At 66.1% G+C, this 25530-nt stretch carries 23 protein-coding genes; 16 read left to right on the top strand and 7 right to left on the bottom strand.

The genetic code is table 11. The features are described 5' to 3' along the window. Nucleotides 1-12: 12 nt before the first annotated feature. Entirely contained in the window at nt 13-1026 is a 1014-nt protein-coding gene (locus HOP59_RS12515) for an alpha/beta fold hydrolase (protein WP_026038059.1), read from the bottom strand. Nucleotides 1027-1032: 6 nt separating this feature from the next. Beyond that, on the bottom strand, nt 1033-1341 hold the full coding sequence (locus HOP59_RS12510) for a winged helix-turn-helix domain-containing protein (protein ID WP_234254154.1): 309 nt from the start codon (nt 1339-1341) through the stop codon (nt 1033-1035). A gap of 177 nt (nt 1342-1518) precedes the next feature. Here HOP59_RS12510 and HOP59_RS12505 point away from each other — a divergent pair, with 177 nt between their 5' ends. Next, nucleotides 1519-1779, top strand: coding sequence for a hypothetical protein (locus HOP59_RS12505; RefSeq protein WP_234254153.1), 261 nt, complete (start codon nt 1519-1521; stop codon nt 1777-1779). A gap of 11 nt (nt 1780-1790) precedes the next feature. Here HOP59_RS12505 and HOP59_RS12500 read toward each other — a convergent pair whose 3' ends face one another. Continuing rightward, the gene (locus tag HOP59_RS12500; RefSeq protein ID WP_035590897.1) at nt 1791-2261 is read right to left on the bottom strand and encodes a DUF721 domain-containing protein; all 471 of its coding nucleotides are present in this window, start codon (nt 2259-2261) and stop codon (nt 1791-1793) included. Between the two features lie 60 nt (nt 2262-2321). Between HOP59_RS12500 and HOP59_RS12495 the strand changes: the two genes are divergently transcribed. From HOP59_RS12495 to HOP59_RS12480, 4 genes are all read left to right on the top strand, one after another. Beyond that, nucleotides 2322-2717 (top strand): hypothetical protein, encoded by a 396-nt coding sequence (locus HOP59_RS12495; RefSeq protein ID WP_010627930.1) that lies wholly within the window; start codon nt 2322-2324, stop codon nt 2715-2717. A gap of 62 nt (nt 2718-2779) precedes the next feature. Then, nucleotides 2780-5518 (top strand): preprotein translocase subunit SecA, encoded by a 2739-nt coding sequence (gene secA, locus HOP59_RS12490; protein ID WP_234254152.1) that lies wholly within the window; start codon nt 2780-2782, stop codon nt 5516-5518. A gap of 64 nt (nt 5519-5582) precedes the next feature. After that, entirely contained in the window at nt 5583-6812 is a 1230-nt protein-coding gene (argJ, locus tag HOP59_RS12485) for a bifunctional glutamate N-acetyltransferase/amino-acid acetyltransferase ArgJ (RefSeq protein WP_234254151.1), read from the top strand. Between the two features lie 79 nt (nt 6813-6891). Beyond that, nucleotides 6892-7851, top strand: coding sequence for a Nudix family hydrolase (locus HOP59_RS12480; RefSeq protein ID WP_234254150.1), 960 nt, complete (start codon nt 6892-6894; stop codon nt 7849-7851). A 314-nt stretch (nt 7852-8165) separates the two neighbouring features. On the opposite strand, the gene HOP59_RS12475 is transcribed toward HOP59_RS12480, so the two are convergent. Both HOP59_RS12475 and HOP59_RS12470 read right to left on the bottom strand, forming a co-directional pair. Further along, complete coding sequence (locus HOP59_RS12475) at nt 8166-9068, bottom strand: carbon-nitrogen hydrolase (RefSeq protein ID WP_234254149.1); 903 nt, start codon at nt 9066-9068, stop codon at nt 8166-8168. After that, a complete protein-coding gene (locus HOP59_RS12470) occupies nt 9065-10126 on the bottom strand; it encodes an agmatine deiminase family protein (RefSeq protein WP_234254148.1) in 1062 nt (353 codons plus the stop codon). Before HOP59_RS12470 ends, HOP59_RS12475 begins: the two co-directional genes overlap by 4 nt. A 309-nt stretch (nt 10127-10435) precedes the next feature. On the opposite strand from HOP59_RS12470, the gene HOP59_RS12465 reads away from it, so the two are divergent. Together HOP59_RS12465 and HOP59_RS12460 are read left to right on the top strand one after the other, a co-directional pair. Further along, nucleotides 10436-11677, top strand: coding sequence for a lipoprotein-releasing ABC transporter permease subunit (locus HOP59_RS12465; RefSeq protein ID WP_026038060.1), 1242 nt, complete (start codon nt 10436-10438; stop codon nt 11675-11677). Beyond that, a complete protein-coding gene (locus HOP59_RS12460) occupies nt 11670-12404 on the top strand; it encodes an ABC transporter ATP-binding protein (protein WP_010627937.1) in 735 nt (244 codons plus the stop codon). The genes HOP59_RS12465 and HOP59_RS12460 overlap by 8 nt, the downstream gene beginning before the upstream one ends. Before the next feature lie 50 nt (nt 12405-12454). On the opposite strand, the gene HOP59_RS12455 is transcribed toward HOP59_RS12460, so the two are convergent. Next, nucleotides 12455-12994, bottom strand: coding sequence for a DUF2062 domain-containing protein (locus tag HOP59_RS12455; RefSeq protein WP_010627938.1), 540 nt, complete (start codon nt 12992-12994; stop codon nt 12455-12457). Between the two features lie 140 nt (nt 12995-13134). On the opposite strand from HOP59_RS12455, the gene HOP59_RS12450 reads away from it, so the two are divergent. Genes HOP59_RS12450 through murB form a run of 9 tightly spaced genes read left to right on the top strand, consistent with a single transcriptional unit; the run spans nt 13135 to nt 21826 of the window. Next, a complete protein-coding gene (locus HOP59_RS12450; RefSeq protein WP_010627939.1) occupies nt 13135-15414 on the top strand; it encodes a DNA internalization-related competence protein ComEC/Rec2 in 2280 nt (759 codons plus the stop codon). A 33-nt stretch (nt 15415-15447) separates the two neighbouring features. Then, the gene (locus HOP59_RS12445) at nt 15448-16116 is read left to right on the top strand and encodes a MotA/TolQ/ExbB proton channel family protein (protein WP_010627940.1); all 669 of its coding nucleotides are present in this window, start codon (nt 15448-15450) and stop codon (nt 16114-16116) included. Next, nucleotides 16113-16541, top strand: a complete 429-nt coding sequence (locus tag HOP59_RS12440; protein ID WP_010627941.1) for an ExbD/TolR family protein — start codon at nt 16113-16115, stop codon at nt 16539-16541. Before HOP59_RS12445 ends, HOP59_RS12440 begins: the two co-directional genes overlap by 4 nt. Then, on the top strand, nt 16538-18295 hold the full coding sequence (gene msbA, locus HOP59_RS12435; protein ID WP_234254147.1) for a lipid A export permease/ATP-binding protein MsbA: 1758 nt from the start codon (nt 16538-16540) through the stop codon (nt 18293-18295). Before HOP59_RS12440 ends, msbA begins: the two co-directional genes overlap by 4 nt. After that, nucleotides 18292-19296 (top strand): tetraacyldisaccharide 4'-kinase, encoded by a 1005-nt coding sequence (gene lpxK / locus HOP59_RS12430; RefSeq protein WP_234254146.1) that lies wholly within the window; start codon nt 18292-18294, stop codon nt 19294-19296. The genes msbA and lpxK overlap by 4 nt, the downstream gene beginning before the upstream one ends. 53 nt (nt 19297-19349) lie before the next feature. After that, nucleotides 19350-19559 carry a Trm112 family protein gene (locus HOP59_RS12425; RefSeq protein WP_010627944.1) on the top strand — a complete coding sequence of 70 codons (210 nt, stop codon included), beginning with the start codon at nt 19350-19352 and terminating at the stop codon, nt 19557-19559. Next, complete coding sequence (gene kdsB, locus HOP59_RS12420; protein WP_010627945.1) at nt 19556-20332, top strand: 3-deoxy-manno-octulosonate cytidylyltransferase; 777 nt, start codon at nt 19556-19558, stop codon at nt 20330-20332. The genes HOP59_RS12425 and kdsB overlap by 4 nt, the downstream gene beginning before the upstream one ends. A gap of 10 nt (nt 20333-20342) precedes the next feature. Further along, nucleotides 20343-20822 (top strand): low molecular weight protein-tyrosine-phosphatase, encoded by a 480-nt coding sequence (locus HOP59_RS12415; RefSeq protein WP_010627946.1) that lies wholly within the window; start codon nt 20343-20345, stop codon nt 20820-20822. Further along, nucleotides 20819-21826 (top strand): UDP-N-acetylmuramate dehydrogenase, encoded by a 1008-nt coding sequence (gene murB, locus HOP59_RS12410; RefSeq protein ID WP_234254145.1) that lies wholly within the window; start codon nt 20819-20821, stop codon nt 21824-21826. The genes HOP59_RS12415 and murB overlap by 4 nt, the downstream gene beginning before the upstream one ends. Before the next feature lie 107 nt (nt 21827-21933). Here murB and rne read toward each other — a convergent pair whose 3' ends face one another. Then, nucleotides 21934-25179 (bottom strand): ribonuclease E, encoded by a 3246-nt coding sequence (gene rne, locus HOP59_RS12405; protein ID WP_234254144.1) that lies wholly within the window; start codon nt 25177-25179, stop codon nt 21934-21936. Nucleotides 25180-25530 lie beyond the last annotated feature (351 nt).

Genomic DNA, 25530 nt, shown 5'->3' with positions numbered 1-25530 from the left:
CGGCCCGACAAACTATCGATCGCACAGAGTGGCCAGCGGTATCTCGCGAGCGACTTCGAGCCCCGAGGGAAGCTCGGCGGTGGGGTCATGAAGCCAGGCTGCGATATCTCGCTCGGTGCGCTGGCGCTGGCTGTAACGGGTGAGCATGTGGTAGCCGCCGGGATAGAACGCCAGGCGTATCGCCTCATCCTGCGGCAAGCGCTCCAGCAGGGCGCAGTAGGCTTCGGTAGGAATAACCTGATCCTCGTCGCCGTAGAGGATCAGAGCCGGTGAGGGCAGCTTGCTCGACGCTTCGAGAGCCAGCCCCATGGTATTGGTCAGGCCTGCCAGGGTGTCGACTCGTGCGCTGCGCAGAATCAAGGGGTCGCCGGCGAGCTGGCGCTTGATCTCGTCGTCGTCGGTGGGCTCGATGCCCAGGCGCCGGGTGGTGCGGATCGAAAAAGTGGTTTGGGGCATCAGACGCACGCCGAGCCAGAGCCCGGCGCGCTGGTACCAGGGCATGGTTTCCGTACCCCACACGGCGGGGGCGATCAGTACGCTGCCGTCCACGGGCGGCGGTGTATCGGCGGTCATGGCAAGCAACGTGATTGCGGCCCCCATGCTCTTGCCGATCACATAGAGCGGGGTTTCGGGATGGCGCTCACGTAGTAGCTTCGTCAGCATGATGACGTCGTCGCGCAGGCGCTCGTGACCGGCCCAAATACGGCGCTGATCGGTAGTGCCGAAGCCACGCTGGTCGTGGGCATAGACCTCGATGCCGTGCGGGGCCAGAGCCTGAGCCATGACGTCGAAGCTGCCGGCGTGATCGTTGAAACCGTGTACTGCCAGCACGACCACCTCGGTTTCGTCCTCGGCCGGCCAGTGGCGCAGCGGCAAGCGGTAGCCGTCGTCGGCAGTCACCTGGTAGGAGGTCAATTGGGGTACGCTGGCGGCCGGTCCCGGTGTTTGCAGTACCGGCCCGGCGCAGCCGGCCAGCAGGGCGATCAGAGCCAGCAATCCTCCGATATTCCAGCCGTGCCTGTTCATGTCGGCTCAGGCCCGTGACATTTCGGGATAGCTCAGGGCGGTACGCAGCCGCTCGGCGTTGTTCCTCACCCACGCTGGGTCGATAGGTCCCCAGTCGACGATTTCGTAGCCACCGCTATTGTGACGTTCGCCCGGTGTCGGCCGGAATTCGCAGCGGATGTCCAGCTCCTCCAGGGCCTTGAGGGTGTCTTGGGCGGTGCGGCGGGGCATGCCGGTGGCATTGACGATGGCCGGTATGCTGCTGATGCCGCACTCGATCAAGTGGGCCAGGTACAAGCGGCGATAGAAGCTGGATTGGGTCTTGCTGAGGGTCATGGTTACCTGCGGATGAAAAGAGGGGTCTGGCAAAGTCTACTCGCCCTAGCATAGCGCCGGGACACGAGATTCCACCAGCCGCCTGCGGGATGTCATCCTCTGCTTCATCTCCTACATTGAAAGGCATGAAATGCTCTCGCCGCAGCTTGGAGCGGCGTATGACCAGGGAGGAACGTGATGACAGTCAAACAGGTAAGCGAAGCGGAGCTGCTGGCCCAGGTGGGACGCTGCATGTTCGGTGAACGAGTGGTAGTCGAGCGTGAGGGCAAACGTTTTTCAGCGCGGATTCAGCATGTGGGCGCCACCGGGGTCAAGGTGGTGCCTGAGACCACGCTGATGGAGCACGATGGGGCACCAGGTGACATCAACGGCGTTACCGTCGCCTATGCCGACATCCAGGAGGTCGAAGTCGACGGCATTACCTATCGATTGTCATGAAGAAGCTGTCGCTAGGGCGACTCGTCACCGTGCTTAGCATGGGAGGCGAGTCGCTCGAGGGCTCGCTTGAGGCGCGGGTCCTCCACGTCGGCAGCGCAGGCGGAGATCTCGTCGGCAGCCGGGGCGGGTAGCTGCCTGACCTGGCGCGGCGGTACTTTGAGCGGCCTTACGGGGCGTACCTTGAGACTGAAGCCCGTGACGGCGGCAAACTCCGGCAAGCGGTGCAGCAGCTCGAGCAGGCGTGCTTGTTCGTAGCGCAGCCAGGTCAGCCATACGGCGCGGTCGGTCAGTAGCGTGAGCTTGCCGTCGCGATAGCCGCCGACGAAGACGTGCTCGCGCACCTCTTCCGGCAAGTTTTCACGTAGGTGCTGCTGGGCCTTGCCGATTAGGCGTGCCGTGCGCATCAGCGGTGCCAACTCGCCGTTACCACCGAGCAGGCGCGACATGGGCTGTGCTCGTGAGCGCTTAACCTTTATACTCATGTGCTTGTTTCTCATCGTACCAACACGGCAAGCCTAGCACGCTCGGAGATCAGCGACAGCATGACCGCCGCCCAGCCACAGGATCGTAGCGTCGCCAGCCTATCGGCTGCGACGACACGCTGTCGACAGCGTTCGCGCTGGTGGCTTGCCGGCCTGCTGGTCAGCTGTCTGTTGCCGGCCGGCTTGACCCAGGCGGAAACCCTGCGCCTGGCCGAGCGGGTCGTGCAGACCTGCATTCTCGCACCGACGCTGATGCGCGCCCGCTGCCGCTATGTGGCGCGTCGGCGTGCGCTGCCGCACTGGCCGCGGCGCCGGCCGGTGGTGCAGGTCAGGAAGGCCGTCGCACCACCAAGGGCGCTGCCGCAGCGCCGCTGGGCGGCCGACCACGACGTGCTCACGCGGCGTGGCCCACCTCTTGCGTATCGCATTCACCAAGCCAACTCTTCCTGCCGCTGACCGCAGTCCCTCGATGGGTGCTCGGGTCATCGGCTGAACGCGACACGCAGATTGGACATTCCATGATCAATACTCTTTTACGCAAGGTCGTCGGCTCCAAGAACGACCGTGAAGTCAAGCGCATGCAGCGCCAGGTCCAGCAGGTCAACGCCCTGGAGCCGCAGTACGAAGCCCTCGACGATGCCGCGCTCCAGGCGCGTACCGAGGAGTTCCGCGCCCGCCTGGCCAACGGCGAGAGCCTCGACACCCTGCTGCCTGAAGCCTTCGCCACCGTACGCGAGGCCAGTAAGCGGGTGATGAACATGCGTCACTTCGACGTGCAGATGGTCGGCGGCATGACCCTGCACCGCGGCCGCATCGCCGAGATGAAGACCGGCGAGGGCAAGACGCTGGTGGCCACCCTGGCGGTCTATCTCAACGCCCTGCCGGGCGAGGGCGTGCACGTGGTGACCGTCAACGACTACCTGGCGCGTCGCGACGCCGAGTGGATGCGCCCGCTGTACGAATTCCTGGGCCTCTCGGTGGGCATCATCTTCGCCGGGCAGACCTCCGAGGAGAAGCGCGCCGCCTACGCCTGCGACATCACCTACGGCACCAACAACGAGTACGGCTTCGATTACCTGCGCGACAACATGGCCTTCTCGCTGGAGGACAAGGTCCAGCGCGGGCTGAGCTTCGCCATCATCGACGAGGTCGACTCCATCCTCATCGACGAGGCGCGTACGCCGCTGATCATCTCCGGCGCCGTGGACGAGAACACCGAGCTCTACAAGGTGGTCGACCGCCTGGCGGCCCAGTTGGAGAGGGGCGAGGTCTCCGAAGATGCCGACGCCCCCATCGAAGGCGACTTCGTGCTCGAGGAGAAGCAGAAGCAGGTCGAGATCACCGAGGCGGGGCACAACAAGGTGGAAGAGCTGATGCGCGCCGAGGGGCTGCTGGGCGCCGACGATTCGCTCTACGCCGCCCAGAACCTCAACCTGCTGCATCACATGCATTCGGCGCTGCGTGCGCGCCATCTCTATCACCGTGACGTCGACTACATCGTCGCCAACAACCAGGTGGTGATCGTCGACGAGCACACCGGCCGTACCATGCCCGGTCGCCGCTGGTCCGAGGGTCTGCATCAGGCGGTGGAGGCCAAGGAAGGGGTGCCGGTGCAGCGCGAGAGCCAGACCCTGGCCTCGACCACCTTCCAGAACTACTTCCGCCTTTACGACAAGCTGGCCGGCATGACCGGTACCGCCGATACCGAGGCCTTCGAGTTCCGCCAGATCTACGGCCTGGACGTCATCGTGATTCCGACCAACCGGCCGCTGGTGCGTCGTGATCTCAACGATCTCGTCTATCTCACGGCGGAGGAGAAATACGAGGCGATCATCAACGACGTCAAGGCCGAGACCGAGGCCGGACGCCCGGTGCTGGTGGGTACCGCGTCCATCGAGACCTCCGAGTATCTTGCCGGTCTGATGAAGCAGGCCGGGCTCAGCTTCAACGTGCTCAACGCCAAGCAGCACCAGAGCGAAGCCGAGATCATCGCCCAGGCCGGGCGTCCGGGCGCCGTCACCATCGCCACCAACATGGCCGGTCGCGGTACCGATATCGTGCTGGGCGGCAACTGGGAGGCCGAGGCGGCCAAGCTCGAGAATCCCAGCGAGGAGCAGATTGCGCAGCTGCGCGAGGAGTGGCGGGTGCGCCACGAGGCGGTGCTGGAGGCCGGCGGCCTGCACGTGATCGGCTCCGAGCGCCACGAGTCGCGGCGTATCGACAACCAGCTGCGCGGCCGTGCCGGCCGTCAGGGCGACCCAGGTTCGACGCGCTTCTTCCTCTCCATGGAAGACAGCCTGATGCGTCTGTTCGGCTCCGACCGGGTACAGCGGATGATGAAGGCGCTGGGGCTGGAGCGCGGCGAGGCCATCGAGCACAAGATGGTCACCAACGCCGTGGAGCGGGCCCAGAAGAAGGTCGAGAGCCGCAACTTCGACATCCGCAAGCAGCTGCTCGAGTACGACGACGTGGCCAACGATCAGCGCCGCGTGATCTACGAGCAGCGCAACGAGATACTGGCCGCCGAGGATGTCTCTCAGAACGTGCTGGGCATCCGTGACGAAGTGCTGGATCTGGCCGTCAGCGAGTTCGTGCCGCCCCAGAGCCTGCCGGAGCAGTGGGACCTGGCCGGGCTCCAGGAGCATCTCAAGACCGAGTTCAACCTGGAGGCACCGGTGGTGGAGTGGTCCGCAGCCGACGAACGCTTCCACGAGGAGCAACTGCGCGAGCGTCTGCACGAGATGCACCGCAAGGCCTATCAGGAGAAGGTCGAGATCGCCGGCGAGGAACTCATCCGTCGTTTCGAGAAGCAGATCATGCTGCAGGTGCTCGACACGCGCTGGAAGGAGCACTTGCAGTCGATGGATCACCTGCGTCGCGGTATTCATCTGCGCGGCTATGCTCAGAAGAATCCCAAGCAGGAGTACAAGCGCGAGTCGTTCGAGCTGTTCCAGACCCTGCTGACCAACATCAAGGCCGACATTACCCGTATCACCAGCCACGTGCAGGTGCGCCGGCCGGAAGAAGTCGACGAACTTGAGCGTCAGCGGCGTGAGGCGCTGGAGCGGGAGAAGGCCGCCGCTGCCAGCCGCCACGATGCCCCCGAACTCGACGGCGAGGAGCAGGCGGGCGCCGCGACCGCTCCGGCGGGCGATGGACGTCCGGTACGCCGCGAGGGGCCCAAGGTGGGGCGTAACGACCCCTGTCCCTGTGGCTCGGGCAAGAAGTACAAGCAGTGCTGCGGCCAGTTGAGCTGATTGCGGAGCCCGCGCGCGCAGCGTATGCCGTAACTGCTCCAACCAACTGAGGAGTCACCATTTCATGGCAGTGGGTGAGACACGTTTTCCGGCCATGCCGGTCATTGAAGGGCTGCGCCTGGGTACCGCCATGGCTGGTATCAAGAAGCCTGGGCGGCGTGACCTGGTGGTGATCGAGATTCCCGAGGGCGCCAAGGTGGCGGGCAGTTTCACCCTCAATGCCTTCTGTGCCGCCCCGGTGACGGTGGCCAAGCAGCACCTGGCCGAGTGCCAGGCCCGCGGCGAGGGGGCACGTCTGCTGGTAATCAATACCGGCAATGCCAATGCCGGTACCGGCGAGACCGGCTTGCGCGATGCCAGGACGACCTGCGCCGAGCTCGCCCGGCTCGCCGGGGTGCCGGCCGAGAGCGTGCTGCCGTTCTCCACCGGGGTGATCGGCGAGCCGCTGCCCATGGAGCGGCTGCTGGCCGGCTTGCCCCAGGCGCTGGAGTCGCTGAGTGCGGATGCCGGGGCCTGGCAGCAGGCCGGCGAAGGTATCCTGACCACCGATACCCGGGCCAAGGGCGCCAGCGTGACTCTGGAGATGGGCGAGCGCACGGTCACCATCAACGGCATCAGCAAGGGCTCGGGCATGATCAAGCCCAACATGGCGACCATGCTGGCCTTCGTGGCGACCGATGCGAACATCGAGCAGCCCCTGCTCGATACGCTGCTGCGCGAGACGGTGGACCGCTCGTTCAACTGCATCAGCGTGGATGGCGATACCTCCACCAACGATGCCTGCATGCTGATCGCCACCGGGCGCGGCGCCGCGGTGGCCAGCGACGAACAGGTAGCGATCTTCCGCAACGGCCTGCAGCGGGTCATGACCGAGTTGGCACAGGCCATCGTCCGCGATGGCGAGGGCGCGACCAAGTTCGTCACCCTGCAGGTGCAGGAGGCGGCTACGCGTGAAGAGGCGCTGGACGTGGCCTTCACCGTGGCGCACTCGCCGCTGGTGAAGACGGCGCTGTTCGCCTCGGACGCCAACTGGGGGCGTATCCTGGCGGCAGTGGGGCGGGCGCCGCTCCACGGTTTCGACGTCGGCCGGGTGACCATCGACCTCGGCGACGTGCGCCTGGTGGAGCAAGGCGGGCGTGCCGCCAGCTACACCGAGGAGGACGGCAGCCGGGTGATGGGCGAAGAGGAAATCGTGATTCGCATTGCGTTGGGGCGGGGTGATGAGGGGGCCACCGTGTGGACCACCGACCTGTCTCACGACTACGTCAGTATCAACGCCGACTATCGCAGCTAGACCAGTCTGTGGCGAGGCAAGAACGATACCCGCGCCGAACGTTCGGTGCGGGACAAGCGGGTAGGAGTCAATGAACGTAATGGTGAAGAGAAGGGTGCACGTGGCGGCTGCCGCCATCATCAGCAGCGATGGTGAGAAGGCGCTCATCGCTCGTCGCCCCTCCAACGTCGATCACGGCGGGTTGTGGGAATTCCCGGGGGGCAAGCTGGCGCCTTACGAGACCGGCCTGGAGGGGCTCAAGCGCGAGCTCCACGAGGAGCTCGGGGTGGAGATCAAGCGTGCCCAGCCGCTGATTCGCATCCACCACGAGTATCCGGACAAGCACATCCTGCTCGACGTCTGGCAGGTACACGAGTTCAGCGGTGAGCCGTTCGGTCGTGAAGGCCAGGCGATACGCTGGGTGCCGCTCGATGAGCTGGTCAACTATCCGTTCCCGGCGGCCAACCTGCCGATTCTACAGGCGGTGATGCTGCCCACCGAGTACCTGATCACCGCCGAGGAGGCCGATGAGACGCTCTTCGATGCCTGCCTCGAGCGTGCCTTGGTGGAGGATGGCGTACGGTTGGTGCAACTGCGCGCCAAGACGCTGGACGAAGCGGCTTATCTGGCCCGCGCCGAGCGTGCCCTGGCGCTGTGCCGTCGCCACGGCGCTCGCCTGCTGCTCAATGCCGATCCGGCTCTGCTGGATAGGGTGGAAGCCGACGGCGTGCATCTCACCAGCGAGCGGCTGATGACCCTCGAGCGTCGTCCCATCGCCGAGGACAAGTGGCTGGCGGCCTCTACCCACGATCGCAAGCAGCTCGGCCAGGCGGCCCGTATCGGCTGCGACTTCGTCACGCTTTCGCCGCTGCGTACCACGCCGTCGCACCCTGAGGTGGCGCCGATGGGCTGGCACGACTTCCAGCAGATGGTGGAGCGTGCCGCCATGCCGGTGTTCGCGCTGGGCGGGATGACCCGCTTCGATGCCAACCACGCCCGCGCTGTGGGTGCCCAGGGCATCGCCTCGATCCGCGATTTCTGGAAAGCGCCGGACGCCTGAACCTGGCGCTAAACGCAAAACCCACCGCATGCTTTGGCTGCGGTGGGTTTTTCTTTGTTAGTCCGACCAATTCCAGCCTGAGTTCTCCCGAGGCTCCGGGGATAGGCCGGAGAGGAGGTTTTTTGCCATGGGTGAGGAGCACCGCTCCGAACGGGCTGGCCATGGATGGCCAGCCCAGGTCCTGCAAGTGGAGCAGGATGCGAGAGCGCAGCAGGGCAAAAATAGCGCCCAGGGATGGGTTTACAGCGCCTCATCGACGGTCCGGCGCTCCGGGGCCTGTCGCCGGAGCCGCTTGCGCTCCAGGCCTAAGGATGTCAATCCCGGTAGCGCCGAGTCAGGTCGCCATAGGCGTCGATGCGGCGGTCGCGCAGGTAGGGCCAGATGCGCCGCACGTCCTCGCCGCGGCTCATGTCGAGCGTGACCAGCATGCGCTCGGCCTTGGTGCCGGCGTGGGCCAGCAGCTCGCCCTGAGGGCCGGCGACGAAGCTGCCGCCCCAGAAGTCGATGCCTTCGCCCACGCCGGAGTGGTCCGGTTCGTGGCCGACGCGATTGGCGACCACCACCGGCAAACCGTTGGCCACCGCGTGGCTACGCTGAATCAGCGTCCAGGCCTCCTTCTGACGGGACTTCTCGCCGTCGTCGTCGGAGGGGCTCCAGCCGATCGCGGTGGGGTAGAGCAGCACTTCCGCCCCGGCCAGGGCCATCAGGCGCGCTGCCTCCGGGTACCACTGATCCCAGCATACCAGCAAGCCCAGGCGGCCCACCGAGGTGTCGATGGGCTGGAAGCCCTGCTTGCGGCTGTCGTCCTGATCGCCCGGGGCGAAGTAGAACTTCTCGTAGAAGCCCGGATCGTCGGGGATATGCATCTTGCGGTACACGCCGACTCGACCGCGGTCGCCGTCGTAGACCACGGCGGTGTTGTGGTAGAGGCCCGGGGCGCGACGCTCGAACAGCGAGCCCACCAGCACGATGCCGAGCTCTGCCGCCAGTGCTGCCAGGCGCTGGCCGGTGGGGCCATCCAGCGGCTCGGCCAGGTCGAACAGTTCGGTGGCCTCGTACTGGCAGAAATAGTGTGTGGCATGCAGCTCCTGCAGCAGCACCAGCTCGGCGCCAGCGGCAGCCAGCTCGCGCACGCCGGCCTCGCTCTCGGCCAGGCTCTTGCTCTTGTCGGGCCAGGCGGGTTGCTGGACCAGGCCGACCTTGAGGGTGCGGGTCATGATGTCTCTCCTTGCTGAGTTGCGACGTTCAGGCTGCCCCGGGGGAGCTGCATGGTCAGGCAATGCAGGCTGCCGTGCTGGCGGATCACGCTCAGGCAGTCGATCGGCACGATGTCGCGGTCGGGGAAGGCGGAGGCCAGGGCGACGAGCGCCCGGCTGTCGGCGGCGTCACCATAGACAGGCACCAGTACCGCGGAGTTCACGATCAGGAAGTTGGCGTAGGTGGCCGGTAGCCGGTGGCCGTCCACCGGGTCGAAGCAGGGGCGCGGCCACGGCAGCGGCACCAGGCGATAGGGCTCGCCATCGCTGCGGCGCAGTGCCTGAAGCTCGGCTTCCATGGCGGCCAGGGCCGGGTAGTGCGGATCGGACTCGTCGTCGCAGCGTACGTAGGCAATGGTGGCCGGATCGCAGAAACGCGCCAGGGTGTCCACGTGGCTGTCGGTGTCGTCGCCTTCCAGGTGGCCATGCGTCAGCCACAGCACGCGCTCGACGCCGAAATCTGCCATGAGCAGGGCTTCCACCGCCTCGCGGTCGAGCTGCGGGTTGCGGTTGGGGTTGAGCAGGCAGGCCTCGGTGGTGAGCAGGGTGCCTTCGCCGTCGGTTTCGATGGCACCGCCTTCGAGCACCACGTCACGGCTTTCCACCAGACAGGCGTAAGCGCCGAGTGCGGCCAGCTTGCTGGTCAATTGGTTGTCGCGCCCGGCCTCGAACTTGCCGCCCCAGCCGGTAAAGACGTAGTCGAGCAGCACGGGGCTGCCGTCGCGCTCGATGGCGATGGGGCCGTGGTCCCGCGCCCAGGTGTCGTCGGCCTCGGCCACCGCAAGGTGCAGGCGCGTGGCGTCGACCCCCAGATGGGTGAAGCGCTGGGTCAGGTGAGCGCGGGTGGCGGCATCGGGTACCGCGATCAGCACGTGCTGATAACGCGTGATGGCGACCACCATGGCCTCCATGGTGGCCTCGATGCGCTCGAGCAGGGGCGCCCAGTCGCTGGTCGGAGTGGGCCAGGTGAGCTGAACGGCATCCTGAGGGTGCCATTCGGGGAGCAGGCGATTGGCCATGAACGAAGCCTCTTGAGTCGCGTCTTAGGGAAGCGCTGCACAAATGCCTACGCGAGCGAATCACTGCGTTGCGCGGTGCGCGGAATCCTCACATATACCCCATATGCTCCGGTTCCTGTGCTCCGTGCGCCTTGTGCTTCATCTCGCTCGTCGATTTGTTCAGTGCTTCCTTAGAACGGGGCCGGATAGCGAGTCGGCGCAATGTAGGCCGGCACCGCCAATGATGCAAGCTTCGGGGAATGATTGCGCAGCCGATGCAGCGCGGCGCAAAAAACCGTACCATGGCCACCTCTGACAAGGAACGCGATGATGCTCGACCGCCTGCCACTGCTGATCGGGTTGCGATATGTGCGCGCCAAGCGCCGCAACCACTTCATATCCTTCATTTCCCTCACCTCCATGCTGGGCCTGATGCTGGGCGTGGCGGTGCTGATCCTGGTGCTCTCGGTGATGAACGGCTTCGACCACGAGCTGCGCACCCGTATTCTCGGCATGGTGCCGCACACCAAGATCGAGTCGCGCAGCGGCCTGGTCGAGTGGGAAGCCATGGCCGAACGGCTGATGCAGCGCGAGCGGGTGATCGGTGCCGCACCCTACGTGCAGCAGCAGGGCATGTTCTCGGTGAGTGGGCGCAACGAGGGGGCCATGGTCAACGGTATCCATCCCGAGTGGGAGGATCGCGTCTCGATCATCGGCCGCCACATGCAACGAGGCAGTCTCGACGACCTGCAGCCGGGTGAGTGGAACATCGTGCTCGGCTCATTGCTGGCGCGACACCTCGGTGTCGGCGTGGGCGACCGGGTCACGCTGCTGGTACCGGAGGCCTCGATCACCCCGGCCGGGGTCTTCCCCCGCCTCAAGCGCTTCACCGTGAGCGGAATCTTCAGTGTGGGTGCCGATCTCGACGCCAACCTGGCCTATGCCAACATCGAGGACATGCAGACCCTGGCGCGTCTCGGCGACGCCGTGGGCGGGTTGCGTCTGGAATTGGACGACCTGTTCGTCGCCGCCAGCGAGACCCGTGCCATCATCAATGAGCTGGGCACCGGCTACCGCGGCATCGACTGGACCTTCTCCCACGGCAACCTGTTCCAGGCCATCCAGATGGAGAAGCGCATGATCGCGCTGCTGCTGACAGTGATCATCGCGGTGGCCGCCTTCAACATCGTCTCGACCCTGGTCATGGTGGTGACCGACAAGCACGCGGACATTGCCATCCTGCGTACCATCGGCGCCACGCCACGCTCGATCATGGGGATCTTCGTGGTGCAGGGCATGGCCATCGGCGTGATCGGCATCGCCATCGGCGTGGCGCTCGGGATCCTGCTGGCGCTGACCATCTCCGACCTGATCGGCTGGGTGGAGTCGGCGCTCGGCATCCAGTTCCTCGATGCCGGGGTCTACTTCATCAGCGATCTACCGTCACGTCTGCACTGGGACGACGTACGCAATATCGTGGCCGCCGCCTTCGGCTTGACCTTCCTGTCCACGCTCTATCCGGCATGGCGCGCGTCGCGCGTGCAACCCGCGGAGGTACTGCGCTATGAGTGATTCAGCCATCGTGAACAAAGACGAACTGATCCAGCGCACGGCCAGCGGCAAGGTGATGCTGGCCTGCCGCGACCTGACCCGGATCTACCACGAGGGGCCGCAGGACGTCACCGTGCTCGACTCCCTGTCGCTGGAAGTGCGCGCAGGGGAGCGTGTCGCCGTGGTGGGTAGCTCCGGCTCGGGCAAGACCACGTTGCTCAACCTGTTGGGTGGGCTCGACCGTCCCACCCGCGGCGAGGTGGCCATTGCCGGTGAGTCGCTGCTGGACCTGGGCGAAGCGGCGCTGGGCAAGTTCCGCAATCGCCACATCGGTTTCGTCTACCAGTTCCACCATCTGCTGGCCGAGTTCACTGCCCTGGAAAACGCCGCGCTGCCGCTGATCGTGCGGGGTATGCGCAAGAAGGCGGCCGAGGCACAGGCCCGTGAGCTGCTGGTCAAGGTTGGCATCGAGCACCGTGCCGATCACAAGCCGGGCGAGCTCTCCGGGGGCGAACGTCAGCGGGTGGCCATTGCCCGGGCGCTGGTCACCGACCCAAGCCTGGTGTTGATGGACGAGCCCACCGGCAACCTGGATCAGGCCACGGCGGCCAGCATCCTGGCGTTGATGGACGAGCTGGCGCGGACCACCGAATGCGCTTTCGTCGTGGTGACCCACGATACGTCGCTTGCTGCCCATCAGGACCGCGTCATGAAGCTCGACGGCGGGCGTCTGACCGAGCAGCACTGAGCGCTACCGATTCTGCCGGCAGTCCTTTCGAGCCCCCGTTCAACGGGGGCTCAGTCCTCCATTTCCATACGCCGCAGGCGGCGACGCATGGCACGCTGCTTCCAACTACGCGAGATGTGCCAGCGCCACACCAGGCGCACCAGCAGGTTACCCAGAATCGCGAACACGATGGCCGATACCACCGAGCCGAGCGCCAGGGCCGGCAGGATGTCGGCCATGCGTGAGGCGATCCAGTGGGTCGACAGGCGGGCAGGGGCTTCGCGCACGGGGGTATCCATCAGCCAGGCGCCGATACGGTAGTTGCCGTAGAAGATCAGCGGCATGGTCAGGGGATTGGTGATCCAGACCAGGCCGACCGAGAGAGGCAGATTGCAGCGCAGCACCCAGGCGCCGAAGGCGGCCACCACCATCTGGAAGGGGATCGGCAGCATGGCGCTGAACAGCCCGACCGAGAAGGCATTGGCCACGGTACGGCGCGACAGCACCCAAAGCCCGGGGTCGCCGATCATGCGGCTCATGAAGCGCAGCGAGCGCTGGCGCCTGAGCGTGTCGGGGTTGGGCATGTAGCGCTGCAGGAATCGGCGCGGCATGTCGGGTTGGCTCGCTGCTTCGGGACCCGGGTATTATCCATGGATGGGGCGTGGCCCGCCATGCTGGGCGCAACAATAAGATGATGCCGGGCGATGAGCCGGGTCAGGGATCGGGGGAGACAAGGAGCGTGCGAATTGGCATGGCGATGCCGCTGGCGCTGGCGGCACTGGTGGGGGTCGGTCTGGGAAACCTGGCGCCGCCCGGGCTGTTCGAGGCCTGGGCGTTGTGCCTGCTGTGGCTGGCGGGGCGTGGACACTGGCGCACCGTGATGCTGGGCGGGCTCGTTGCCGTCACGGCCAGTCAGATTCTGCTGGCCAGGGGCGCCGTGCTGCCGGATGGATTGCTGCGTGAAGACCTGCTGGTGGAAGGGCGCATCGAGGCGGTGGAGGATGAAGGTCGACTCAGCCGTTTGATGGTGCGTGTCGACGCCTGCCGCCCGTTGGACCCCGCCCGGCTGCCTTGCGATGCGCTGAAGCGGATACGACTCAGCTTCTATGGAGCGCCGGAAATACACGCCGGGGAGCGTTGGGCGCTGACGGTGCGCCTGAGGCCGCCGGCCGGTTTCGCCAATCCCGGCACCTTCGATTACGGCGCCTGGCTATGGCGTGAGGGCATTCAGGCGACCGGCTATGTGCGCAGCGAGCCTGCCGCTCAGCGTTTGAGGCCGGCACCTGCCTCGCTGCGAGCGCGCGCGCTCGACCATCTCGACGCCCAGGATCTGTCGCCTCAGGCCCGCCGCTGGCTGGCCGCGCTGACGCTGGGAGCCGGCGAGCGGCTCGAGCGTGACGATTGGGATCTGCTCAATGCCAGTGGCACGACCCACCTGGTGGTCATCTCCGGTCTGCATGTGGGATTGGTGGCCGCTTTCGTGCTGCTGGTCGGACGTGGTGTGGCGCGCGTGGTGACGCCCCGCCTTTGGCGCATGGCGGTGTGGCCGTGGTGGCTGGCCGGGGCGGCGGCGGTTGGCTATGCCTGGCTGGCGGGCCTGCAGCCCCCTGCCATGCGCGCCATGATCATGACTCTGCTTGGACTGTGGGTGGCCAGTGGGCGTCATGCGCCGGGGCCCTGGCAGGCCTGGTGGCTGGCATTGGGTGTGATCGTCATGCTGGACCCATTGTCGGTGTGGCGACCGGGGCTGTGGCTCTCCTTCGTTGCCGTGGCGCTGCTGATCCTGATCTGGCAAGGCCGACCGCGACTGCGCGGAATTCGCGGCTGGAGCTGGGCACTGGTACGCACGCAGATGCTCTTGGCGCCGTTGATGGCGGCTGCCGTGCTGATGGCCTTCGCGCGCCTGGCGCCGGCGGCTCCGCTGATCAATCTGGTGGCGGTGCCACTGGTCAGTACGGTGCTGGTGCCGCTGGGACTGTTGGGCTGGCTGCTCGCTCCGGTGCCGCTGCTCGCTACACTGTGCTGGCGTCTTTTCGAATTCACCACGCAAGTGCTGGTGCATGTACTCGAACTGTCGGTGGCGGTGCTTCCACTGTGGTGGCCGCTGGCGGAGTTCGTCTGGCCGCTGGCGCTGATGCTTGGACTGGTGGCACTGCTGTGGGCACTTCCGGGGTTGGCTAACGCGCTGCGTCTGGGGGCGACGCTACTGCTGGTGCCGGCCATGCTGGGGCTCGAGGCGTCAGGGCCCGAGCCCGGCACGCTGCGGGTGAGGGTGCAGGATGTCGGCCAGGGCCAATTGGTCGAACTGCGCAGCGCCAATTACCGTCTGCTGTATGATACCGGGCCGCGCTTCGCTTCGGGCTTCGCACCGCTGAGCGCGCTATGGCCGGCGGGGCAGCGTTTCGACGAGGTAATGGTCAGTCATGACGACCTCGACCATGCCGGTGGCGTTACGGTACTGGCCGAGCAGCATACGGTGGGACGCTTTCTGGCGCCGCCCGGCGAATCGATAGGCGTGCCTTTCGACAGCTGCCTGCGCGGGCAGGCGTGGCAGAGAGACGGCGTCTCCTATCGCGTGCTGTGGCCGCCCGAAGAGACCGCCGAGCTGTCGAGCAACGACCGCTCCTGCGTGCTCGAGGTGACGGCCGGCGAGGACCGTCTGTTGATCACCGGCGATGTGGGCCGCGACGTCGAGCGTCGCTTCCTGCTCGATGTCACGCTTCCGGTCACCCTGCTGGTGGCGGGGCATCATGGCAGTCGCACCAGCTCGGGGCCGCAGTTGGTACAGATGCTCGAACCCGACCACGTCGTCTACAGTGCCGGGCGTCGCAATGCCTTCGGTCACCCCCACGATGAGGTGGTGCGCCGCTTTCGTCGCGCCGGCAGCTGTCAGTGGAGCACGGCACTGGATGGGGCCGTGACCTTCTGGTTGGGCCAACAGCAGGCAGCATCGCCCATTGCCGCCCGTCCATCGCCCTGGCGCCGTGGCGGTGTCGAAGGCAAGTGCCATGCGGTAGAATCGCGCCAATGATCGCGACGCTGGTTGCGTGAAGAGGGGATAACCATGGACATGATGGATGCGCTCATCGCCGGCGGCTGGTTGATGATTCCCCTGCTGGGGTGCTCGCTGCTGGCGACGGTGATCATCATCGAGCGGCTGTGGACACTGCGGGCCAAGCGCATCGCGCCCTATGGCCTGGGCCAGGAGGTCTGCTCGCTGGTGGCACGCGGGCAGGTCAACCTGTACTGGCTGGAAGGCCACTCCCCCCTGGGTGGCGTGCTGGCCGCCGGGCTGCGCAATGCCCGGCTGGGCCACGAGCAGGTCAGGGCGCGGCTGCAGGAAGCGGCAACGGCCGTGATCCATGACATGGAGCGCTTTCTCAGCCCACTGGGTACCATTGCCGCCATCACGCCGCTGATCGGGCTGCTGGGCACCGTGGTGGGCATGATCGAGGTCTTTGCCGTGATCGTCTCTGCCGACGGCGTGGGGCGTACCGCCGAGCTTGCCGGCGGCATCTCGCGGGCCCTGGTAACCACGGCCGCCGGGCTCACCGTGGCGATCCCGGCGCTGATGTTCCACCGCTACTTCCAGCGCCGGGTCGAGGAGATCACCGTACGCATGGAGGAGCAGGCCAGCCAGGTGGTCGAGTTTCTCGCTCACTATCGCGGCGAGATCGGCTTCAACGAGCAGCGTGAAGGCGAGCGCCCTGGCGCGGAGGCTCGGCCCTCGTGAAGTTCGCTCGCAGGCGCCATGATCCGGTGGAGGTCAACCTCACGCCGCTCATCGACGTGGTCTTCCTGCTGCTGATCTTCTTCATGGTGTCGACCACCTTCGAGACGCGTCAGGCCCTCGAACTCACCCTGCCGGAAAGCGTTTCCGGGGTGGATCTCGAGGTATCGCCGGTCACCCTGGTGGTGACCGAACAGGGGCGCTATCGTCTGGGCGAGCGAGAGCTCGACGCCGCTGAACTGAGCCGGGCGCTGGCTGACGAGGCCGAGCAGGCCAGGCAGCATGGGCTGGTGGTCGAAGCCGACGCCAGAGCGGTACATGCCGATGTGGTGCGCGCCCTGGATCAGGCCGGCGTGCACGGCATTCGCCAGGTGCGCATCGCCACGCGCGAAACACAGGCAACATCCACGCAAGCGGAGACACCGTGAATCAAGACCGGACCCAACACTCGGGCTGGGCCCTCTACAAGCAGCTGCTGGCTTATGTGAAGCCTCACTGGATCTCCTTTTCCCTGGCGATCGTCGGCTATGCCATCTATGCGGCCTCCAGCACGGCCCTGGCCGAGATGATGAAGCGCCTGATCGACGGCATCCAGAACCCGGATGCCGCCTTTCGCCTGTTCCTGCCGCTGTTCGTGGTGCTGATGTTCGCCGCCAGGGGGCTGGGCACCTTCCTCGGCACCTACTTCATGAGCAACGTGGCACGCAACGTGGTCCATGCGCTGCGCTGCAACGTGTTCAACCACATGCTGCACCTGCCCGGTCGCTTCTTCGATTCGCACTCCAGCGGTCATCTGATCTCGCGGGTTACCTACCATGTCGAGCAGGTCACCGGGGCGGCGACCAACGCCATCACCATACTGCTGCGCGAGGGGCTGTTCGTGGTGGGTCTGCTGTCCTACCTGCTCTGGACCAACTGGATGCTGACCCTGCTGTTCGTGGCGGTGACCCCGCTGATCGGCGGTGTGGTGAGCTATGCCAGCAAGCGCTTTCGGCGTATCTCTCTGCGCATTCAGGACTCCATGGGTGACGTGACCCATGTCGCTTCCGAGGCGCTGACGGGGTACCGGGTGGTGCGTACCCATGGTGCCGAAGCGTACGAGAAGGAGCGCTTTGCCCGGGCCAGCGACTACAACCGTCAGCAGAAGATGAAGGAAGCCCTGACCAAGGCCATCAGCACGCCGGTGATCCAGCTGCTGATTGCCGTGTCGCTGGCCGTGCTGGTATGGCTGGCCATGTCGCCGGCGCTGCTGGCCGACATGACGCCTGGCGAGTTCGTTGCCTTCATCACCGCCGCCTCGCTGATGGCCAAGCCGGTGCGTCAGTTAACCGAGATCAACAGCGAGATCCAGAAGGGCATTGCCGCCGCCAGCGAGCTGTTCGGCCTGATGCAGGTGCCGCTCGAGCCCGATGAGGGCTCTCGCGAGCCCGAGCGCTTGCGGGGCCGGGTCGAACTGCGTGGGGTCCACTTCCGCTATGGCGACGATCAGCCCGACGTGCTCAAGGGCATCGATGTGGTGATCGAACCTGGCGAGATGGTCGCGATCGTCGGACGCTCGGGCAGTGGCAAGTCGACGTTGGCCGGGCTGCTGCCGCGCTTCTACCGTCCTACCGCCGGGGAAGTGCTGATCGATGACGTGCCCATCGATGAGTATCGCCTGGCACCGCTGCGCCGACAGATCGCCCTGGTGTCGCAGCAGGTCACGCTGTTCAACGCCAGCGTGGCCGACAATATCGCCTACGGCATGCCGGAAGCGGATCGGCGCGTCATCGAGAGCGCCGCGAAGGCGGCCTATGCTCATGAGTTCATCGAGCGCCTGCCCGGTGGTTACGACACTATCGTCGGTGACAACGGCGTCATGCTCTCCGGCGGCCAGCGCCAACGGCTCGCCATCGCCCGGGCGATCTTCAAGGATTCTCCGCTGCTGGTGCTCGACGAAGCGACATCGGCGCTGGACACCGAGTCGGAGCGTTACATCCAGCAGGCGCTGGAGGTGGTGTGTCGTGGCCGTACTACCCTGGTGATTGCACACCGGCTCTCCACCATCGAGCGGGCCGACCGCATTCTGGTGATGGAGCAGGGACGGATCGTCGAGCAGGGCAGTCACGCCGAACTGCTGGCACGCGAAGGCGCCTATGCGGCGTTGCATCGATTACAGTTCCAGGAAACCTCGGTGTCATGAGCCTGGGGGAGCGCTGGTTGCAGGCCGCCTATCAGGGCAGTGCCTGGCTCAGGCTGCTGAAGCCGCTCGAGGCACTGTATCGCCTGGTGGTGGCGCGGCGTGCCGACGCCTACCGCGACGGCCGGCGTGACGTGTGGCGTGCCGAGGTGCCGGTGATCGTGGTGGGTAACGTGACCCTGGGTGGCACCGGCAAGTCTCCTCTGGTGGCCTGGCTGGCGCGCCATCTCAGCGAACGGGGCTGGCGACCGGGGATCGTCTCGCGGGGATATGGAGGCAAGGCGGCGCGTGAAACGGATCATCCGCTGCGTGTCACGCTGCAAACCCCCATCGAGCAGAGTGGAGACGAGCCGCGCATGCTGGCGCGCCAGACCGGCGTGCCGGTGGTGGTGGACCCCGACCGGCCGCGTGGGGCCAAGGCCCTGTGCGAGCTGGGCTGCGATATCCTGCTCAGCGATGACGGCCTGCAGCACTTGGCGCTGGGACGCGATATCGAGCTGGTGGTCGTCGACGGCCGTCGCGGCTTCGGCAACGGACACTGTCTTCCGGCCGGCCCGCTGCGCGAGCCACTGTCGCGCCTGAGCGAGGTGGATGCGGTGCTGATCAACGGCGAGCCGGCCTTCACCCCACCTCAGGGCGCCTGGATTTTCCGCCTGGTGCCGGCGCGCTGGCGTTCGCTGAGCGATGGCGTGGCAAGGCCCCTGACACCGCTGCCTTTCGGCGGGCCGGTTCACGGCGTGGCGGGTATCGGCAATCCACAGCGCTTCTTCGCCACGCTGGAGGCGCTGGGCGTACGGGCCGTGCCACATGCCTTTCCCGATCACCATCGGTTCACGGCCCAGGATCTGACCTTCGGCGACGGCCTGCCGGTGGTGATGACGGCCAAGGATGCCGAGAAGTGCGACTTGCTGGCGCTCGGGGAGGTCTGGGTGCTGGAGGTCGAAGCCGAACCTTCGCTGGACTTCGTGGCCTGGCTGGACAGACGCCTTGCAAGCCTGCGATAACCGAATGGCCAGGTGAGCGAGAGCATGATACTCGTGGATATAGAGGTGAAACGATGGACAAGGAACTGCTGGCCATGTTGGTCTGCCCGCTGTGCAAGGGCAAGCTAAAGTACGACCGCGAGGCTCAGGAATTGGTATGCCTTTACGATGGCCTGGCCTATCCGATACGTGACGGTATCCCGGTGATGCTGCCTGAAGAAGCGCGGCAACTGGACGTGGACGAGAAGCTGCCGGCTTCGCCCGGACGCACCGGGGAAGCATGATGGCGCAGGATCGAACCTTCATTGCGGTGGTTCCGGCGCGCTTCGGCTCATCGCGCCTGCCGGGCAAGCCGCTGCTTGATATTGGCGGCGAGCCCATGGTGGCCCATGTCTGGCGACGGGCCTCGGCGAGTTCCGCCAGTCGAGTCGTCGTCGCCACCGACGATGATCGCATCCGCGACGCCCTGACCCCGCTGGGTGCCGAGGTGGTCATGACCCGCGCCGACCATCCGTCCGGTACCGACCGGCTGGCCGAAGTCGCTGAGCTGCTGGCGCTCGATGACGATGCCGTGCTGGTCAACGTACAGGGAGATGAGCCGCTGATTCCGCCGCGGCTGATCGATCAGGTGGCCATGCGCCTGCACGACGATGCCGAGGCATCCATCGCCACACTCGCCGAATCCATCGCCGACGTCGAGTCGCTGTTCAATCCCAACGTGGTCAAGGTGGTACGCTCGCTTTCCGGGCGGGCGCTCTATTTTTCCCGCGCCCCCATTCCTTGGGATCGCGAGGCCTTTGCCGCGCGCCCCGAATGGCTCGAAACCGATGCCTGGCTGCGCCATATCGGCATCTATGCCTATCGCGCCGGCTTCCTCGCGGCCTATCGCGACTGGACCCCTTCGGCACTCGAACGGCTGGAGCAACTGGAGCAGCTGCGCGCGCTGCACTACGGGCATGTCATCCAGGTGGCGCTGGCCGCCGAGCCCAATCCACCCGGCGTCGACACGCCCGAAGATCTGGAGCGCGTCAGGGCACTGCTGAGCGCGAACCGATAAGGAGTAGAGCATGCGCGTTCTTTTCGTCTGCCTCGGCAACATCTGTCGCTCGCCCACCGCCGAGGGCGTGTTCCGGCGCGAGTTGGAGAAGGCGGGGTTGGCACATCGGGTGGAAGTCGACTCCTGCGGCATTGCCCACTGGCACGTGGGCAAGGGGCCCGACCCGCGCACTACGGCGGCGGCGCGCCAGCGTGGCGTCGACCTGAGCGAACTGCGTGCGCGCCAGCTGGCAGCCGAGGACTTCTCGCGCTTCGATTACCTGCTGGCGATGGACCACGACAACCTGGCGGCCATCCGTGCGCAGTGCCCCGAGGGGTGTGGCGCCCATATCGGCCTGTTTCTCGACTTCGCCGGTCACGTCGACCGCCCGGTGCCCGATCCCTACTACGGCGGTGAGCAGGGCTTCGAAGAGGTGCTGGACCTGGTCGAAGCCGCCTCGCGCGGCCTGCTCGAGGAGATCGCCCGTCGTCTCGAAGGGCACCGGGTTTGAACGATATCGTCCGTCACGATCATGATCTGACGCGGAGCAACACGCTGGGCTTGCCATGCTGGGCCGAGCGTTTTGCCGCTCCGGAAACGGTGGATCAGCTGCGCCGGCTGCTGCAACGGGCTGCCGCACAGGGCTGGCCTGTTACCCTGCTTGGCGGTGGCAGCAACCTGATCCTGCCGCAGCGTCTGAGTGGCCTGGTGGTCAGGCCGGCGCTGAATCATTGGTGGCTGGAGCGGCAGGGCAGCGCCGTGAAGCTACATGTCGGTGCCGGCGTCGAGTGGCATCCGCTGGTCATGACATTGGCGGCGCGTGGCCTGTGGGGCACGGAAAACCTGGCCCTGATACCCGGCCACTGCGGCGCCGCACCGATCCAGAACATCGGTGCCTACGGGGTCGAGCTGTGCGAGCTGGTCGAGGCGGTGCAGGTCGTATTCATGGAAGATGGGCGAAGCGCCGTGCTTACGGTGGAGGAGTGCGCCTTCGGCTACCGAGACAGCATCTTCAAGGGCGAGCTCGAGGGCAGGGTGGTCATTACTGGCATGACGCTTCGGCTTGACCGTGAGGCCGCGCCTCGCCTGACCTACGGCGATCTGGCCCAGCGGGTAGGTCCTGGGCCGACTCCGCTCGAGGTGGCCGAGGCGGTATGCGCCATTCGCCGCGAGAAACTTCCCGATCCGGCTGAGCTGGGCAATGCCGGCAGCTTCTTCAAGAATCCCATCGTGGAGCGGGAGGTAGCCGAGCTCTTGCTGGCGACATGGCCCGACATGCCGCGCTTCGAGCTGGCCGATGGGCGGGTGAAGCTGGCTGCCGGCTGGCTGATCGACCGCTGCGGCCTCAAGGGGTGGCGCAGCGGGCACTTCGGCGTGCACGAACGTCAGGCCCTGGTGCTGGTGCACTTCGGCGGCGGCAATGCCGAAGAGCTGCTGGCCGTCGCCGACGCCGTGGCTGAACGGGTCCGAGAGCGTTTTGGCGTGGTACTGGAGCGGGAGCCCCGGCTGGCCTGAGCCTTGTTCTGAATCCTGTCCGGCCTAAACCCTGCTCGTACCGAGAGCTGACCAACGAAAATGGCCCGCACATAGTGTGCGGGCCATTTCATTGCGGTGCGACCCGTTCAGCCCTGGCTGCCTTTCTGCCCCTCTTGCTCGCGTTTGCGGATCTCACGCGGGTCGTTGTGGGCGCGGCGACGGCGGCGCTGAGCGGCCTGAGGCTGCTCGCTTTCGGCCTGCTGCGGAGCGTCTGCTTTCGGCTCCTCGGCTTTGGCTTCCGGCTTTGGCTCCTGTGCTTCTGGCGCTTTGGCTTCAGGTGCTGTGGCCTTCACCGGTTCGGCAGGTTTCTCCGCCGGCTTGTCGGTCGTCTTGGGTGCCTGGGCTTCAGATGCCTGGGCCTTCACCGCCTCGGCGGGCTTCTCCGCTGGCTTGTCGGTCGGCTTGGGCGCATCCGCCTGGGGCGCTTCTGCCTTGGGCGCCTGGGCTTTCTGCTCCTGGGTGTCAGGGGCTTTGGCTTCAGGGGCTTTGGCTTCAGGCGCTTTGGTTTCAGGCGCCTGGGCCTTCACCGCCTCGGCGGGTTTCTCCGCCGGCTGGTCGCTCGGCTTGGACGCATCCGCCTTGGGGGCTTCTGCCTTGGGCGCCTGGGCTTTCTGCTCCTGGATTTCAGGTGCCTTGGCTTCAGGGGCTTTGGCTTCAGGTGCTTTGGTTTCAGGCGCCTGGGCCTTCACCGCCTCGGCGGGTTTCTCCGCCGGCTGGTCGCTCGGCTTGGACGCATCCGCCTTGGGGGCTTCTGCCTTGGGCGCCTGGGCTTTCTGCTCCTGGGTGTCAGGTGCCTTGGCTTCAGGGGCCTTGGTTTCAGGGGCCTGGGCCTTCACCGCCTCGGTGGGTTTCTCCGCCGTTTGCTCGCTCGGCTTGGGCGCATCCGCCTTGGGTGCTTCTGCCTTGGGGGCCTGGGCTTTCTGCTCCTGGGTATCAGGTGCCTTGGTTTCAGGGGCCTTGGTTTCAGGGGCCTGGGCCTTCACCGTCTCGGTGGGCTTCTCCGCCGGCTTGGGCGCATCCGCCTTGGCCTGCTCCGCACCGGCTTCATCCTTCTGCTCGGGCGCTTCGGCCTGCAGACGCTTCTGCTCGGCTTCGGCCTGAGGATTGATGGCGTGCTGGCGCGAGCGGTTGCGCGGATTGTTGCGCGTGCGCTTGGGCTTGCCGTCGTCGACCGGCTCTGCAGCCTGCTCGGCCGGCTTCTCCTGGGGCTCCGCCTTTTCTGCCTTCTGCCTCCGGGTGGCGTCGTCACGACCGCGCGGCTTGCCTTGGCGTGCTTCGTCGGTCTGCGGCTTGTCGCTGCGCGCCTGACCGCGGCCGCGTCCGCCACGGCCTTCTCCACGACCTTCGCCTCGGCCTTCTCCACGACCGGCAGCGTTGTCCTGGCGAGCTTCCTGACGGCCCTCGGAGCGGGCGCTCTCACCACCGCCTGCCTGCTGGCGGGACTGCCCGCGCTGGCCGCGAGGCTCATCCTGTCCTTCACTGCGTGAACGGCGACGCTGACGACCGTTGCGCTCGCCACGCTCGTCATCGCCGCTGCGGGCGGGGGCCGGCGGCGGTGTGGCCGGCTTGCGCGACTCGGTTGCTGTGGTGGTGTCGCTCTCGGCTCCGCCGAGCAGCTTGGTCACGCCCTTGAGCAGGCGGCCGAGCACGCCGCCGGCAGCGGGCGCGGCAGCAGGGGCGACAGACGGCTTCGCAGCCGGCTCCTGCTGCAGCGAAGCCGGCGCCGGCTCGTTGTGGATCACCGTCTTGACGGCCGCCTCGGAGCGGGCAACCGGCTTGGCGATGCTCATGTCCGGCTCCTTGCCGATGTCCGTCTCGACGGACAGCTCGAAGCTGGACTTGTCGTGATCGCCTTCCTCTTCGACATGGTCGTCACGCAGACGCTGCACGTCGTAGTGCGGGGTGTCCATATCGGGGTTGGGCAGTACCAGCACACGGACGCCTTGGCGCTTCTCGATGTCCGAGAGGACTGCACGCTTCTCGTTGAGCAGATAGGTGGCGACCGGTACCGGCAGAATGGCGCGAATCTGGGCGCTGCGCTCCTTCATCGCTTCTTCCTCGATCAGGCGCATGATCGAGAGCGACAGTGAGCGCACGTCGCGAATGGTGCCCTGGCCGTTGCAGCGTGGGCAGACTACGCCGCTGGTTTCGCCCAGCGAAGGCCGCAGGCGCTGGCGTGACATCTCCATCAGGCCGAAGCGCGAGATGCGACCGATCTGCACCCGGGCACGGTCGAGCTTGAGCGCGTCGCGCATGCGGTTCTCGACCTCGCGCTGGTTGCGCGCCGGGCTCATGTCGATGAAGTCGATGACCACCAGGCCGCCGATATCGCGCAGGCGCAGCTGGCGGGCGATCTCGTCGGCCGCTTCCAGGTTGGTCTGCAGCGCGGTTTCCTCGATGTCGCTGCCACGGGTGGCGCGCGCCGAGTTGATGTCGATGGAGACCAGCGCTTCGGTATGGTCGATGACGATGGAGCCACCGGAGGGCAGCTTCACTTCGCGCTCGTAGGCGGTCTCGATCTGCGATTCGATCTGAAAGCGCGAGAACAGCGGCACTTCATCGGCGTAGAGCTTGATCTTCTGCTGGTAGGAAGGCATGACCTGACGGATGAAGGTCAGCGCCTCCTGATGCACTTCGGGACTGTCGATCAGCACCTCGCCGATGTCCTGGCGCAGGTAGTCGCGCATGGCGCGGATGATGACGTTCGACTCGCGGTAGATCAGGAAGGGGGCGGGGCGTTTGCCGGCCTCCTCGGTGATCGACTCCCACACCTGGACCAGATAGTCGAGATCCCACTGCAGCTCCTCGGAGCTGCGGCCGATGCCGGCGGTGCGCACGATCACGCCCATCTTTTCTGGCACGGTGAGCAGGCCCATGGCCTCCTTGAGCTGGGTGCGCTCGTCGCCTTCGATGCGACGCGAAATGCCGCCGGCGCGGGGGTTGTTGGGCATCAGAACGAGGAAGCGGCCGGCGAGGCTGATGAAGGTGGTCAGCGCCGCCCCCTTGTTGCCGCGCTCCTCCTTGTCGACCTGGACGATGACTTCCTGGCCTTCCTTGAGAACTTCCTTGATGCTGGGGCGCCCCGAGGCTTCCTTCAGGAAGTACTCGCGGGAAATTTCCTTGAGAGGGAGAAAACCGTGGCGATCGGCGCCGAAGTCGACGAAGGCGGCTTCGAGGGAGGGTTCTACGCGGGTGATCTTGCCGCGGTAGATGTTGGCTTTCTTTTGCTCCCGGGCACCGGACTCGATGTCCAGGTCGTACAGGCGTTGTCCATCGACCAGCGCAACACGCAGCTCTTCCGGCTGGGTTGCATTGATGAGCATCCGTTTCATGTTGTCTCGCAATCTGGACGCGCCGGGGGGCATCGAAGAAGGCGAACCTCTGGGTGCTGCGTGCTTGTGCTCAGCGCATGTCGCGGATGCACAGTGGCGCCCGATCGTACCGGCACCGTGAGGGCCCAGCACGACATGATCATGTTGAGTACGCGGCGGAGGCAGGACATGTCTCGGTGGGGCTTCTCCCATCCGGCCCTGCGGTCACCGCCAGACACCTGGCATTCATCGATTCGCCAACGCCGGCCACCGGCACGATGTTGAACGATTCCCGTGGCCACCGCTCGCCTGTGACTGATGCGAGCCGGGATCCGGGCGTGGCGTCATTACTTGTATTGCTGCAAATTCATG

The organism is Billgrantia aerodenitrificans (genome assembly GCF_021404405.1).
Lineage (GTDB): Bacteria > Pseudomonadota > Gammaproteobacteria > Pseudomonadales > Halomonadaceae > Halomonas > Halomonas aerodenitrificans.
Note: the sequence above shows the minus strand (reverse complement) of the source record. Positions and strands in the feature narration are given on the sequence as shown.

Bases quoted from the DNA above. Each gene is read 5' to 3' on its own strand.
- HOP59_RS12460 (WP_010627937.1), top strand. From the start codon at position 11,670: ATGAGTGATTCAGCCATCGTGAACAAAGACGAACTGATCCAGCGCACG.
- HOP59_RS12455 (WP_010627938.1), bottom strand. From the start codon at position 12,994: ATGCCGCGCCGATTCCTGCAGCGCTACATGCCCAACCCCGACACGCTC.
- secA (WP_234254152.1), top strand. From the start codon at position 2,780: ATGATCAATACTCTTTTACGCAAGGTCGTCGGCTCCAAGAACGACCGT.
- HOP59_RS12470 (WP_234254148.1), bottom strand. From the start codon at position 10,126: ATGGCCAATCGCCTGCTCCCCGAATGGCACCCTCAGGATGCCGTTCAG.
- HOP59_RS12445 (WP_010627940.1), top strand. From the start codon at position 15,448: ATGGACATGATGGATGCGCTCATCGCCGGCGGCTGGTTGATGATTCCC.
- HOP59_RS12495 (WP_010627930.1), top strand. From the start codon at position 2,322: ATGACCGCCGCCCAGCCACAGGATCGTAGCGTCGCCAGCCTATCGGCT.
- HOP59_RS12465 (WP_026038060.1), top strand. From the start codon at position 10,436: ATGCTCGACCGCCTGCCACTGCTGATCGGGTTGCGATATGTGCGCGCC.
- argJ (WP_234254151.1), top strand. From the start codon at position 5,583: ATGGCAGTGGGTGAGACACGTTTTCCGGCCATGCCGGTCATTGAAGGG.
- lpxK (WP_234254146.1), top strand. From the start codon at position 18,292: ATGAGCCTGGGGGAGCGCTGGTTGCAGGCCGCCTATCAGGGCAGTGCC.
- HOP59_RS12475 (WP_234254149.1), bottom strand. From the start codon at position 9,068: ATGACCCGCACCCTCAAGGTCGGCCTGGTCCAGCAACCCGCCTGGCCC.
- HOP59_RS12450 (WP_010627939.1), top strand. From the start codon at position 13,135: ATGGCGATGCCGCTGGCGCTGGCGGCACTGGTGGGGGTCGGTCTGGGA.
- HOP59_RS12415 (WP_010627946.1), top strand. From the start codon at position 20,343: ATGCGCGTTCTTTTCGTCTGCCTCGGCAACATCTGTCGCTCGCCCACC.
- HOP59_RS12505 (WP_234254153.1), top strand. From the start codon at position 1,519: ATGACAGTCAAACAGGTAAGCGAAGCGGAGCTGCTGGCCCAGGTGGGA.
- HOP59_RS12480 (WP_234254150.1), top strand. From the start codon at position 6,892: ATGGTGAAGAGAAGGGTGCACGTGGCGGCTGCCGCCATCATCAGCAGC.
- rne (WP_234254144.1), bottom strand. From the start codon at position 25,179: ATGAAACGGATGCTCATCAATGCAACCCAGCCGGAAGAGCTGCGTGTT.
- HOP59_RS12425 (WP_010627944.1), top strand. From the start codon at position 19,350: ATGGACAAGGAACTGCTGGCCATGTTGGTCTGCCCGCTGTGCAAGGGC.
- HOP59_RS12500 (WP_035590897.1), bottom strand. From the start codon at position 2,261: ATGAGTATAAAGGTTAAGCGCTCACGAGCACAGCCCATGTCGCGCCTG.
- HOP59_RS12510 (WP_234254154.1), bottom strand. From the start codon at position 1,341: ATGACCCTCAGCAAGACCCAATCCAGCTTCTATCGCCGCTTGTACCTG.
- kdsB (WP_010627945.1), top strand. From the start codon at position 19,556: ATGATGGCGCAGGATCGAACCTTCATTGCGGTGGTTCCGGCGCGCTTC.
- HOP59_RS12515 (WP_026038059.1), bottom strand. From the start codon at position 1,026: ATGAACAGGCACGGCTGGAATATCGGAGGATTGCTGGCTCTGATCGCC.